This is a genomic window from Lignipirellula cremea, assembly GCF_056501455.1.
The window spans coordinates 3,477,207-3,490,012 of sequence record NZ_CM151415.1 but is presented as its reverse complement, the minus strand read 5'-3'; the positions used below and the strand labels follow the sequence as shown (position 1 = coordinate 3,490,012).

Sequence of the window (12,806 nt, the reverse complement as noted above, 5' to 3'; positions counted from 1 at the left end):
TCCTTCTCGCCGAGTTGACGGTGACTATTTGAGATCCTTCAAGTTTCGCAGCTCAGGCCGTGCCTGACGGCTACTTCATGACGGCAGAGACCTGTCGTCGCCGGTCGGGGCGAACGGACTTTCCGCGGAGAGATTACACACCCTGCTGAGCAGTTTCTCCGCATCGTCAGGCACGGCCTGACCTACTAGTCGACCAAGCCTTATTCGTCAGGCGTTGGGGTAGAGATGTTTGAGTTTGACGCGAGCGTCGTCCGTCGTGAAGCGCCAGGTCGCAGCCTGACGCAGGCGGTTGCGTTCGCGCTGCCAGACGGCCATCGCTTCGTCCATCTCGGCCGCGCTTTCGAAGCGTCGCCCGACGCACTGCCGCGTCAGGACGGAAAGCTCGAACTCGGCCATGTTGAGCCAGCTGCCGTTCTTGGGCGTGTAGACGATCCGCAGGCGCTGGGCCAGGCGATGCGCCCGCTCGGCGTCGAAGGCATGGTACAGGCTCGCGACGTCGTGCGTGTTGAGGTTGTCGCAGACCAGCGTGACGAGTTCGGCCCGGGGATAGTCCCGCTCGAGCAGCTCGGCGACTTCTTCGGCCCAGTCGACTCGCGTTCGACCGTCGCGACCGGAGACGCGACGCCAGCCGCCGACGGGATCGAAGAACAAGAAGATCGACCGCACGCCGCGGCGCTCGTAGTGATGGTCCTCGCGGCGGGGCTGGCCCGGCGTCATCGGCAGCGACGGCTCGACGTCGGCCAGGATCTGCTTGGCCGCCTCGTCCATGCAGATCAGCACGTGCTCGTCGTCGAACGATTCGGCGTAGACGTCGAGCAGCTTCTCCATGCGGGCGACGAAGCGGGCGAGATCCTTCTCCGGGATGCAGAAGCGCCGCGTCCGCCAGGGCTGCAGCCTGTTTTTTTGAGCGTCTGGCGAACCGTCTCTTCGGAGACCTTCGTCACGATCGACAGCCGCATCGCCTCGTCGGCCAGAAGCTGCATCGTCCAGGCCTTGCGTCCGCCGGGCGGCGTCGAGCAGGCCAGCAGAACGAGCTTCGCTTCGGAGCGACCGTCGAAGATCGGCTGGACGCCGGGAGCCGAGCGGGCCTTCCGTTCGATCGCCGCGGCGACGTTTCCTTCGCGGACGAAGGCTTGCCGAATCCGGCAGACCTGCCGCTCGGAGAGCCCCACGATCTCGGCGATCGTGCCGTCGGTGCGACGACCGTCGACGTGCTCGCGATCGGACAGGAGCAGGATCCTCGTCCGGCGAACTTTCGCCGCCGGCGAGTCCCCTTTGCGGACGAACGCCGCGAGCTCCGCCCGGGTCTCAGGCGTCAGACGAACTTCCAGCTTTTCGTTCGTTGCCGGCATCCCTGCCTCCGCGAAAATCGAAAACGATCCCTCGACTCCCTCCGCGAAATCAGGTTAACCTCCGCCTGACGAATAAAGCCAGGTCGACTACTACCGAAGAGAAACTCGCAGTCCGCGTTCAGCGCGACGCCGTCTTCGCCGCGGGATTCAGTCGGCGATGCAGCCAGACCTGGGCGGGTCGCGGCAGGGCGGCGACGAGCAGCCGATCGCCGGGCGAGATCCATAGTCCCTGCCCCGCGTTGAACTCCTCGCCGAGCGCGGCGTTCAGATCCGACGCGAGCGTCTGCACGAACATCGCCGGGTCGCCCTCCACGAGCGATTCGTCGAGGCGGTAGATCTCGATCTCGGCGCCGAGGGCCAGCGCTTCGGGACCGAGGATCTGAATCGTCGCTTCGTCGACCGTGCGGTAGCCGAGTCCCAGCTTTCGCAGCGACGCGGCCAGCGTCTCGCGCAGGGGCGCCTTCGGCGCCTCGAACGTCGTCTCCGACATCGGACCCCAGCCCGACGCGAGCAGCCCGTTCCAGTCGACCGCGATCGCGAGCCCCGAACTCTGCGACAGGTCGAACAGCGCCTGTTCCAGCGGAATGGGCCGCAGCGCGACCAGTTCCGCCGGTCGTTCCAGAATCGCCGTCCCGCGCAGATGAGCCGGCTGCGGGTCGAGCAGTTCGGTCGGCGTTCCCCGGGCGGGCTCCAGCCCCATCGTCAGCCTCAGTCGATCGATCAGCAGATCGATCTTGAACAACTCGGTCTCGATCTGGCGAACCGCGATCCCCTTCTCCGTCGCGGCGAGGGTGCGGCCCGCGGGGTCTTCGCTCCAGCCGGTCGCGTCGATCCATGTCCGCAGCTTCGCGACGAACTCTTCGCGAAGGGCTGCCGGAATCGGAACCTCCTCCCAGGGAATCGTGACTTCACGAAGCTCCAGCGGATTCTCGCCCTTCAGGATCTCGACGTAGCCCTCGCGCGGCACGGCGCCGAAGCCGAGCGGACTGAGCCCCGCGTCGAGCAGCGCCCCGACGGTCGTCGCTTCGTCCATGCGAACGGTAATGCGCGCGTCGCCCTTCAGGCGTGCGAGGCGTCGCACGTCAGGATCCCATTGCAGCGGAATGGCGGAGATGGCCGTGATCTGATGGAGAAACAGGTCGATCGAACTCTCGGTCAGGCGAACGCGGACGATTCGGTCGGCCAGCCGCTCTTCGACGTCGACTGCCCGCAGCGGCGGTCGTTCGACCTCTTCTCCGCCTGCGTTCACGAGTTCGATCATCACCGCGCGGAGCGAAGCCAGATCGTCCTCCCGTTCCCGTGCGGTCGCCTCGGCGGCTGGATCCTCGGCCCCGAACGGATCGCGGGAAGAACCGGGCGCGATCCGCTCGAGCAGTTCGGCCAACTCCGCCGCCTCGCGATCCGCCGGCGCGGGAGGAAGCACCGTCGCGTCGTCCGCGCCGAAGATCGGCGGCGCCTCGCCCGTCCCCGGGGCGGCAGGCGGAGCGTCGTCCCCGGGAGCAGGGACTGCCGGCGGCATTCCTTCGTCGACCGGATCGGCAGCCGGCGTTGCGTCGTCAGCGTCAGGGGCCGGATCCTCCATCGCGCTCTCCCCGGGCGCTGGGTCGTCGCCTTCCGTCGCCGGGGGATCGACTTCCCCGGCCGCGGGAGGATCCGCCAAGGCGTCCTCGGGATCGACAGGAACGTCGCCCTCGTCCGGCGGCCGAACGGGTTCGACGTCCGGAGTGTCGCCGACGTCGTCGATCGCGGGAGCGACGGGGGGATCGGACGGGTTCGTCGCGACCTCCTGAGGTCGCGAACGGGTCGCGATGACGACGATCACGAACAGAATCGCCGCGACGCCGATGCCCGTCACCGTCGCCGCCGCGAGCGTCAGCGCGTGCTGCAGCCTGCGCGGCGGCTCGGAACGATCGGTCGGAACTGCGGGCGGAAAGGGGATGCCGCCGGGCGGAGAATCATGTCGCGGAGCGTCGTTTCGCCCCGAATCGGACGTTGGCGGCGGAACGGCCTCATCGACCAGGAAGCGGGATCGCTTTCCCCGCGACCGATCGGCCTCGACCGCTTCCGCCCGACTGACGTCGACCGATTCGGTCACGCCGTCGTCGAGCGAACTGGATAGCAGCGAATTCGTCTCGGTCGCCTCTTCGCCGTCCGAGCCCAGGAAGTTCGGACCGAGCGGCGGAGTCGGCGCCGAAGCGGCGCGTGGATCCGGAACCGTCGGCGGCTCGATCAGCACCATGCTGCGACACGACGGGCAAAGCTCGACGTCGCCGATCCGCTCGGCGCTCGTGACGACCAGCTTCGCCCCGCAGGTGGGGCAGACGACGGAGAAGGGAGCCACCGAACGTCCTTCGGAACCGACTCGAGGAGCGCTCGCCAGCGGTCAGACGAAGCGCGGCGGCGTCCTCTTACGATAGCAGATCGCTCTCGCAGGTTCAGCGCAGGATCGTCCTCCCAGGAGGGGGACCGTCCGGCGTTCGCCTTCCTTAAGGTGCGATCAGGACGAGAGAAACGACGACGCGGGTCGTAACGGCGCCCCGGCGACGGCGGCTCAATAACTGGACGAGTCGAGTCGGACTTTCCCCCGAAACAGCCAGTAGATGGTGATCGTGTACGACATGACGAACGGCATTCCGATCAGGGCGATCAGCGCCATCAGGGCGAGCGTCGACGCCGACGAGCTGGCGTTGTAGATCGTGATGTCGAAGGCGGGGTCGACGCTCGATTCGATCAGCGACGGGAAGATCTCCACGCTGAAGAGCGACGCGAACGCGACGATCGCGAAACAGGACGACAGGAACGCGTCGCCCGGCCGACCCTGATAGATCACCCGGGGAATGTTCGCGATCGCCAGCGCGTTGATCGCCGGAATGAACCAGAGCCACGGGTGCGTCCGCAACTGGTCGCTGGCCTTCGGCACGAGGATCACCGCGTAGGCCGTCACGATCAGAAACGCCGCCAGGAACGCGAAGAACGTTCCCCACATCCAGCGCCGGGCGCGGCGTTGCAGTTCGTCCTCGGTCTTCAGATAGACGTAGATCGCGCCGTGCATCGCGAACAGGGTCACCGTCAGCACGCCCGAGAGCAGCGGGAAGGGACGCAGCTGACTGAGGAACGTCCCGGTATAGATCGGCGCCCCTTCGGCCGTCGCCTCGATCGGCATCCCGGCCAGCACGTTCCCTGCCGCCACTCCGTACAGGAACGCCGCGACCAGCGACGACAGGAAGAAGCCCGTATCCCACACGGCCCGCCACCGCGTCGAATGGACCTTCGATCGAAACTCGATGCTGACCGCGCGAAAGATCAGGCAGACCAGCAGCAGCATGAACGCGTCGTAGAACGCGCTGAAGACGGTGGCGTACGCGACCGGGAACGCCGCGAACAGGGCTCCGCCGAACGTGACGAGCCAGACCTCGTTCCCGTCCCACAGCGGGCCGATCGAATTGAGCATCGTGCGGCGTTCGCGATCGCCCTTCGCGAGCGGATGGAGGATGCCGACCCCCAGATCGAATCCGTCCAGCACGGCGTAGCCCGACAGCAGCACGCCTAGCAGAACGAACCACAGAAACGCGAGCGATTCCTGCGTCATCGCGCGTCCTCCTGCTTCGATCGATCGCGTTCGCCGCTGCCCGTCGGTTCCGCGTCGTTCTCGCCCGGCTTGAGCGACGCGGTCAGCAGGGCCCCGCGGGAAGGATCGGTCTTGTCGCCCGCCACGCGAAAGAGGCCTCCCCTCCCCTGCCTGGCGATCCGCTGCTCGGCCAGCTCGGGCTCTTCGGGGCCATGCATGATCTTGGTGGTCAGCACGAAGACCCACAGCCCGAACAGCAGGGCGTAGATGGCCGCGAACGCGATGATCGAACTGAGCACCTGCTCGGCCTTCACCGATTCGCTGAGCCCCTCGCTGGTCTTCAGGCCGCGCATCGCGACGCCGTTCTGCACCGACGGATAGACGATCCAGGGCTGGCGACCGACTTCCGCCGTGATCCAGCCCGCCTGGTTGGCGACGTACGGCGCGAAGACCGCGAAGACGAAGATCCAAAGCAGCCAGCGCTGCTGCTCGAGCCTGCCCGCGATCCAGAACCCGACCGCCGTGACGCAGAGCGCGATCATCAGCGTCCCGAGTCCCACCATCAGGTGAAACATGAAGAACGGTATATGGACCGGCGGACGTTCGTTCTCCGGGATCTCCTCCAGCGCGGTGACGGGCGTCGAAAGGTCGCCATAGATCAGGAAGCTCAGCATGCCGGGCAGCTTGATCGGCAGATGAACCGTTTGATTGGCAGGATCGGGAATGCCGAAGACGTGCAGGTCGGCTCCCTTCCCGTTCTGTACGAAGTGCCCCTCCATCGCGGCGAGCTTCGCCGGCTGCATCTTCGCGACGGTGACCGCCGAGGAATGCCCTGTCGCCCCCGCCAGCAGCGTCGAGATCGTCCCGACGACGAGCGCCGTCTTGAAGCATCGCCCCGCCACCTGCAGATGGCGACCCTTCAGCAGGTAGTAAGCGCTGACCGACATGACGAAGAAGGCGCCCAGCACGAAGCAGCCGATCAGCGTGTGCGAGAGCCGGTCCATCGACGACGGGTTGAAAACCATCGCCCAGAAGTCGGTGATCTCCGCCCGCTCCTGCATCTTCCCCATCAGTTCGTACTGGACGATCTTGAAGCCTGCCGGGGTCTGCTGCCAGCTGTTGGCGACGACGATCCAGACCGCGCTGAAGATCGATCCGAGCGCGACCATGCAGGTGGCGAAGAAGTGCGTCTTCGGCCCCACGCGGTCCCAGCCGAAGACGAGCACCGCCAGGAAGCCCGACTCCAGGAAGAAGGCGAAGATCCCTTCCGCGGCCAGCGCCGATCCGAAGACGTCGCCGACGAACCGCGAGTAGGCGGCCCAGTTCGTGCCGAACTCGAACTCCATCACGATGCCGGTCGCCACGCCCACGGCGAAGTTGAGCGCGAAGATCTTCGTCCAGAAGCGTGCCGCCGCCTCCCAGACCGGGTTCCGCGTGGCGAGGAAGAATCCCTCCATCAGCACCAGCAGCAATCCCAGCCCGATGCTTAACGGCGGGAACAGGTAGTGGAACATGATCGTGCCGGCGAACTGCAGCCGGCTGAGGAATTCCACGTCCATGCTCGTGCCCTGTCTGGCCGAGGTAGCGCATGCGAACGAGCGGTTCGCCACCCTGGGCATTATGGACGTTCCGTCAGCATCCAGGAGACGCCGGCATGCGGCGAACGGTCGCCCTTCGTACCGACCCCCTCGGTAAGCTGGAAGTCGCGCAGAGCTTCTTGAGCGCGCGACTGGTCCCGTTACTTGTCTAGTTCCGAAGGCGCCTCGATGTTTCGCCGTCCTCGCTTCGGAATGCTTTCGCTCTTCGCGACCATGCTCCTCGTCGTCAGCGGCGCGGGGTGGTGGAAGTTTCACCGGGATCTCTTTCTCGAAGAGCAGGCTGTTCTCGCGGCGCTCGCCCAATCAGGTTGCGACGTCTACGTGAGACGCGAGCTCCCGCCGGAGGAGCCTCCCGCGACGCCGCCCACGGCGTCCGAACCGGCTTTCTGGCACGAATACCTCGTTCGGATCCGGGTCCTCGCCGTCACCGGTGACCCTGCGTCGGAACTGCGCCGGCGGATCGCCGAGTTGCCGCAACTGGAGCAATTACAGATCTACGAACGGACCGAGGGAAAACCGCCGAGGCCCGTCCCGCCGCTCCCTCCGCCTGAGAAACTCCTGGGCGAGGCGACGCCGCAGTTCGAGCGACCTCAACTCGAACCCGCGACGGCCGACGAGCCGCACCCCGAAGGAACGAAGCTCTCGGATCAGGAGCTTGTCGAACTGATTGCCGAAATTCGGGAGGCCTGGTCGGAACGTAAGACGCCGGAACGGTTCGCCCGGATCGAAGAGTACGACGAATTCGGTTGGGGGCTTTTGCGAATCGTTCACGCCCGCGACGGCGAGGCCTTTCTCATCTGCGAAGATCTGGAGCCGGCCCATCTGCGAGGCCCCATACGACCCCAGCTTCATGTCGCCGACGGCGAAAGCTCGCACGCCCTCGAGCCGACCGAAGACGGCTGGCGGGTCCTCAGTCGGATGACAGCGGAAATACCCGACTGGAAGCGTTATCCACCGCCGTCGCCCGACGATTACGTCAAACCGAAGTTCTCGCTGAATCCCGGCGACCTCGACCACGTCTCCTCGGCGCAGCAATTGGACGGAGCCCGCGTGAGGCTACTGTTCGAGCCTTACGTCCGTCGCCTACCCGACCTTCCGGGATTAGCGATTCCGGTCGAGGAGCAGTCGCTCGTTCTCGACGGCGGTCTCGACTGGTCGCCCGTCTTGCTCCGCGAAATCAATCGTTCCCGCCCCGTATCTTGCGAGTACCGCTTCGCGCGCGTAGGCGGCTACGTCCTGCCCGTCGAAGCGGTTACAAGCGATTTCCGGACCCGCGTCGCTTGGTCGATCGAACCCCAGTTCGAACCCGGAACGTTCTCGCTCGAAAACTACTTCGAACCTCCGGTCCCAACTCGACGCGACTTGCCTTTCTGGCGCTGGTACCGCGTGACGTTCGCGATCAGCCTCGCGATCTTCGCGCTGCTGATAGGACGGAGCGCGTTGGGCTGTATCAGGCGCCCGCGACGCTCAGTCGGATCGGCCGAAGAACCTCTCTTGGCAGAGAAGCGAGAGCCAGGCGAACGAGATGAAGCCCCTACTCCCGGTTCTTCAGCCGGGGGTCGAGCACGTCGCGAAGGCCATCGCCGAGGAAGTTGAGCGCGAAGAGCGTCAGCGACATGGCGAGGCCTGGGAAGAGCGCGAGCCACCATAGGATCTGCACCTTGGTGATGCCGCCTACGGCGTCCTGCATCAGCAGGCCCCACGAGACGTCGGGCGGACGGATACCGACGCCCAGGAACGACAGGAACGCCTCGAACAGCATCACCGACGGAATCGTCAGCGTCAGGTACACGACCGCGATGCCGAACAGGTTCGGGATCAGGTGCTGGAAGATGATGCGGAAGTCGCTCGCCCCGATGGACCTGGCGGCCTGCACGAACTGCTCGTTCTTCAGCGTCAGCACCTGTCCGCGGACGACGCGGGCCATCGTGAGCCAGTAGATGGCGCCGATCAGAAAGTAGAAGACGACCGTCCGGTCGATGCCGTACTCCGCCAGCGCGGCCGCCGTCGTTTCTTCCGAGATGATCATCACGACGAAGATCACGATGAACAGGAACGGCACGGCGTACATCACGTCGACCACCCGCATCATCACGGCGTCGATCGAACGCCCGAAGTAGCCTGACACGGCGCCGTACGTCACGCCGATCACGAGCGACACGAGCGCGGCGAAGTACCCGACGCTGAGCGACACACGGGCGCCCCAAAAGACCCGCGACAACAGATCCCGGCCCAGGCTGTCCGTTCCGAACAGCGAAGGGATCGACCAGTCGCCGAAGATGGCCAACCTCGCGGAGATCATCAGTTGCGCGAGCAGACCGGGCTTGTGGTACTGCTTCTGGATCGGGTGCTCCTGCTCTTCGTAGTTGGCGAGGTTCCGCTCGGCCAGTTCGACCGCCTCGGTCGATCCTCCGGACGCTTCGACCGAGGAAAGTTCCTCGCGCAGCTCGGTCCGGCGAGCCTTGAACTCGCTCCAGCCGAGACCCGCGGTCGTCAGCGAAGGGCGAAGGTACGCCCGGTTCTGCGCGTCCTGCCGAACCGGCGACTGCAGCGGCAGCAGGGGCGTGAAGAACGTCAGCGCCGACATCGCGATCAGGAACCAGAGCGACGCCATCGCGACGCGGTTCTTCTTCAGCCGACGCCATGCGTCCTGCCAGAGCGACGTCCCCTTCAGACGCTTCGCCTCGTCGAGCAGCCGTTCGTACTTGCCGTAGTCGCGCTTCGCGTCCTGGCTCGTTCCCGAAGAGGGATTCGCCGCGCGTCCGGCGTTCGCCGAATGCGGAAGCGAGGATCGCGATTCGTCGGCAGTCGTCATGCGGCCCCGTGAACAGGAAGCAGGTAACGAAGCGGATCCGGACTCAGCCTTCGAATTTCACGCGCGGATCGATCAGCGAGTACGCGAGGTCGACCAGCGTGTTCGCCGCCAGCAGGACGACGGCGTAAATCATGACGCAGGCCATGGCGACGTTGTAGTCGCGCATCATCACGCCCTCGATGAAGTGGTTGCCGAGACCCGGGATGTAGAAGATCTTCTCGACGACGACGCTGCCGGTCAGGATGCCGGCGGTGGCGGGACCGAGGAAGGAAACCACCGGCGTGATCGCCCCGCGCATGGCGTGCTTCAGGATCACCGTCCGCTCGCGGAGCCCCTTGGCTTTCGCCGTACGGACGTAATCCAGGTTCAGCGTCTCCATCAGTCCGGTGCGCGTCAGCCGGGCGATGTACCCGGCGTAGGGCGCCGCCAGACAAAGCGCCGGCAGGATCATCTGCATCGGCGTTCCCCAGCCCGCGACCGGGAAGATCGGGATCAAAAAGCAGAAGACGATGATCAGCAGAGCCGCGAGCACGAAGTTCGGAATCGAAATGCCGAGCAGCGCGAGGGCCATCGATCCGCGGTCGAGCACGCTCTTCCTTCGTATCGCGGAGACGACGCCCGCGGACAGCCCAAGAACGAGCGCGAACGCGAGCGCGACGATGCCGAGCGACATCGAAATGGGCAGGCTGGCTCCGACGATTTCGTTGACGTGAAAATCGACCAGCTTCATGCTCGGCAGGAAATCGAACCGGGCGTAGCTGAAGAGCGTCGAGAAGTACTGCTCGTAAATCGGCCGGTCGAGGCCGATCCGCGCCTGCATCGCCCGCTCGATCGCGGGGTGCAGACTGCGCTCCCGCGAAAGCGGACTTCCCGGCATGGCCCGCATGAGCACGAACGACGCCGTGAAGATCACCCACAGGACGAAGACGTTCCAAAGCATCCGCTTGCCCAGGGCCAGCAGGAACGCCGTCAGCGGTTTGCTCTTCGCGGGGCGGGGAGGCTCGCCCGGCGCGGCTGTCTTCGCCGGATCGTTCAGATCCGGCGGCGCCGTCAGGTCGCTCGATTCGACGTCCGTCGGACTGGCCAACTAGCGATCCTCTCTGCGCGCTCGGGTAGGGCAGGCGTCCCGTCTGACTTCGCAGCGTCGCAGGGCCGGCGCGCTGCGGGAAAACGAAGCTTACTCTTCCACGCTCATCAGGTGGAGCGGGTGCCGATCTTCGACGTCGCCGTAGAAGCCCTTCACGTGGGGTTTCACCTGGTTCATCGAGACGTAGTAGTAAATCGGAATGATCGGCACCTGCTCGTTCAGGATCGCCTCGGCCTGACTGAAGAGATCCATCCGCTTCGCCGGATCGCGTTCTTCGCCCGCAAGCTTGATCAGCTCGTCGAAGCGCTTGTCGCTGAAGCCGGTCATGTTGTTGCCGCCGCCGGTGAGCCACATGTCGAGGAACGTGTTCGGATCAGGGTAATCGGCGATCCACCCGGACCGGGAGACCTGGTAGGTCATCGCCCGCTGCTCGGCCAGGTACGACGCCCATTCCAGCCCGCGCAGTTCGGTCGACAGGCCGAGGTGGATCTTCCAGTCGTTCTGGATCACCTGCGCGATGGCCTGATGCGCGTCGTTGGAGTTGTACAGGATTTCCAGCGTCGGCATCTTCTCGCCCCGCGCGGCGTACTCCGCCCGGACCTCGTCGATCAGGCGGCGAGCCTCCTTGGGATTGAATTCATCCCCGGGTGGCGACTGGTAATTCGGAAACGAGGGGGGAACGACGCCCGTCGCGGGAGTCTGCCCCGCCTTGGCGACGTTGTCGCAGATGTTCTGCTTGTCGATCGCCATGTTCAGCGCGCGGCGGACGCGGACGTCGTCGTACGGTTTGCGCGTGACGTTGATGCGATAGAAGTAGACCGAAAGCTGCGGCGCGACATGAAAATCGGGGCGCCCCTGCAGAATCGGAATCGCCGGCAGCGGCACGCCGGCGGACGTGTTCCAGTCGAGTTCGCCCGTCTCGTACAGATTGAGCGACGTCGTCGCCGACTGCACGCCCAGGACGTCGACCGTCTCCAGCGAGACCTGATCGGCGTTCCAGAACTCGGGATTCTTCCGCAGGCGGATGCGATCGCGGATCGCGCGGAACTCCATCGTGAAGGGCCCGTTGCAGACGAGGTTCTCCGCCTTCGTCCAGTCGGGCGAACCGTACTTCTCCACGCATTCCCGCTGCGTCGGGTAGAGCGGGTAGAACGCGCACAGGCTCAGGAAGAACGGCGTGCTGTTGTTGAGTTCGACGACCAGCATTCGATCGTCCGGCGTTCGAATGCCGACCGTCTTTTCGAAGTCGGGCAGCACGTACGCCATCGGGCGCGTATCGGTCGGCGGCTCGGCGAGCAGTTGCGGCTTGCGACAGAAACGCTCGATGCGAGGCGGAAAGGTCGTGACCTCGCCGCTTAGTTCTTCGGAGAACGCTTCGACGACGTAGATCCGCACGTCGGTGGCGTCGAAATGATCGGGATCGGCGGCGTTCTTTTCTTCCGCCGCCTGGGACAGGGCCGGTTCCAGAACTTCCTTCAGCGTTCCGCGCAGGATCTTTCCGCGCGGAAAGTTCTGGCCCTCCAGCGCCCGGCCTTCCGTGAACTCCACTTCGACGGGATCGCCGGGCGCGACGATCTGCAAGTTGTACGCCTCCCCGCCGCGAGCGTAGTAGAGTTGCATGGCGTACTGTGCCGCCGTCTCCGGATGCAGCATCCGCTGCCAGGACCAGCGGAAGTCTTCGCTCTTGAGGGGGCGCCCGTCGGACCACTTCGCCGTGGGGCGAATCTTGAACGTATACGTCCTGCCGTCTTCGGAGATCTCCACCGATTCGGCGACCGCGGGAGTAGGCTGCGTCGGCGTGATGCCGCTCTCGTTCGGCACGGCGCCGGGGATCGGCAGGTTCTGCATCAGCCCCTGGAAGAGGGCGTCGATGACGCGACCTTCGGGCTGTCCGGTCGCCTTCGGCGGATCGACGGTTTCGATCTCCGTCGCGTTGTTGAAAGTGAAGTCCGCCGGCTCCATCGAACCGAAGGCGAACGCCCAGGCGACAGCGCAGACTCCGAGGCTCAGCGCGAGCCACGGAAAGATTCGTCGCAGCAGAATCATGTGCCTCGTCCCCGGTCGACTACGGGCAGCGTGCGCGGCCCGCGCGCTGGCTCCGGCGTAATCGTAAGGAAGCGGCGGATGCTGGACAACGACTGACGAAAAGGCATCCTGACGCGAGCGGACAGCCCGACCGGACAAGAATTCCGTAAATTTTTCTCGACTCCTTCAGGCTGTTAGCGCAGTATCAATGTAAGGAAAAACGCCGAAAATCGACACTTATCAGAGCGTCTGGATGTTTCTCTGGTAGGGGATTTACCCACGTAAGGAAGTTTAAAACCGCCTTAGTCTCCGGAATACGGGGCTGGAAGGCTGGCCCGATCGATATCGATGCATAAAATAG

General features: G+C 65.1%; 8 protein-coding genes. 1 reads left to right on the top strand and 7 read right to left on the bottom strand.

What is annotated here, in order from left to right:
• Nucleotides 1-207 precede the first annotated feature (207 nt).
• The 4 genes from SH602x_RS13780 to SH602x_RS13765 form a co-directional block, all read right to left on the bottom strand.
• Nucleotides 208-1,352, bottom strand: a protein-coding gene (locus SH602x_RS13780) for an IS630 family transposase (protein WP_479472857.1) whose coding sequence is annotated in 2 segments (ribosomal slippage) — nt 208-905 and nt 905-1,352 — 1,146 coding nt in all. Because the reading frame shifts where the segments join, the coding sequence is not laid out codon by codon here.
• Between the two features lie 118 nt (nt 1,353-1,470).
• Nucleotides 1,471-3,693 (bottom strand): hypothetical protein, encoded by a 2,223-nt coding sequence (locus SH602x_RS13775; protein ID WP_479472856.1) that lies wholly within the window; start codon nt 3,691-3,693, stop codon nt 1,471-1,473.
• Nucleotides 3,694-3,903: 210 nt separating this feature from the next.
• The gene (cydB, locus tag SH602x_RS13770; RefSeq protein ID WP_479472855.1) at nt 3,904-4,941 is read right to left on the bottom strand and encodes a cytochrome d ubiquinol oxidase subunit II; all 1,038 of its coding nucleotides are present in this window, start codon (nt 4,939-4,941) and stop codon (nt 3,904-3,906) included.
• Nucleotides 4,938-6,479: a cytochrome ubiquinol oxidase subunit I gene (locus SH602x_RS13765; RefSeq protein WP_479472854.1), complete on the bottom strand. Its 1,542-nt coding sequence runs from the start codon at nt 6,477-6,479 to the stop codon at nt 4,938-4,940. Before SH602x_RS13765 ends, cydB begins: the two co-directional genes overlap by 4 nt.
• 207 nt (nt 6,480-6,686) lie before the next feature.
• Here SH602x_RS13765 and SH602x_RS13760 point away from each other — a divergent pair, with 207 nt between their 5' ends.
• Nucleotides 6,687-8,114 (top strand): hypothetical protein, encoded by a 1,428-nt coding sequence (locus SH602x_RS13760; protein ID WP_479472853.1) that lies wholly within the window; start codon nt 6,687-6,689, stop codon nt 8,112-8,114.
• Here the strand turns inward: SH602x_RS13760 and SH602x_RS13755 are convergent.
• From SH602x_RS13755 to SH602x_RS13745, 3 genes are all read right to left on the bottom strand, one after another.
• A complete protein-coding gene (locus SH602x_RS13755; protein WP_479472852.1) occupies nt 8,053-9,333 on the bottom strand; it encodes an ABC transporter permease in 1,281 nt (426 codons plus the stop codon). The two genes, SH602x_RS13760 and SH602x_RS13755, sit on opposite strands and share 62 nt — an antisense overlap.
• Before the next feature lie 43 nt (nt 9,334-9,376).
• Complete coding sequence (locus SH602x_RS13750; protein WP_479467841.1) at nt 9,377-10,420, bottom strand: ABC transporter permease; 1,044 nt, start codon at nt 10,418-10,420, stop codon at nt 9,377-9,379.
• A gap of 90 nt (nt 10,421-10,510) precedes the next feature.
• A complete protein-coding gene (locus tag SH602x_RS13745; RefSeq protein WP_479472851.1) occupies nt 10,511-12,466 on the bottom strand; it encodes a peptide ABC transporter substrate-binding protein in 1,956 nt (651 codons plus the stop codon).
• Nucleotides 12,467-12,806: the final 340 nt, after the last annotated feature.

Bases quoted from the DNA above. Each gene is read 5' to 3' on its own strand.
- cydB (WP_479472855.1), bottom strand. From the start codon at position 4,941: ATGACGCAGGAATCGCTCGCGTTTCTGTGGTTCGTTCTGCTAGGCGTG.
- SH602x_RS13765 (WP_479472854.1), bottom strand. From the start codon at position 6,479: ATGGACGTGGAATTCCTCAGCCGGCTGCAGTTCGCCGGCACGATCATG.
- SH602x_RS13760 (WP_479472853.1), top strand. From the start codon at position 6,687: ATGTTTCGCCGTCCTCGCTTCGGAATGCTTTCGCTCTTCGCGACCATG.
- SH602x_RS13755 (WP_479472852.1), bottom strand. From the start codon at position 9,333: ATGACGACTGCCGACGAATCGCGATCCTCGCTTCCGCATTCGGCGAAC.
- SH602x_RS13745 (WP_479472851.1), bottom strand. From the start codon at position 12,466: ATGATTCTGCTGCGACGAATCTTTCCGTGGCTCGCGCTGAGCCTCGGA.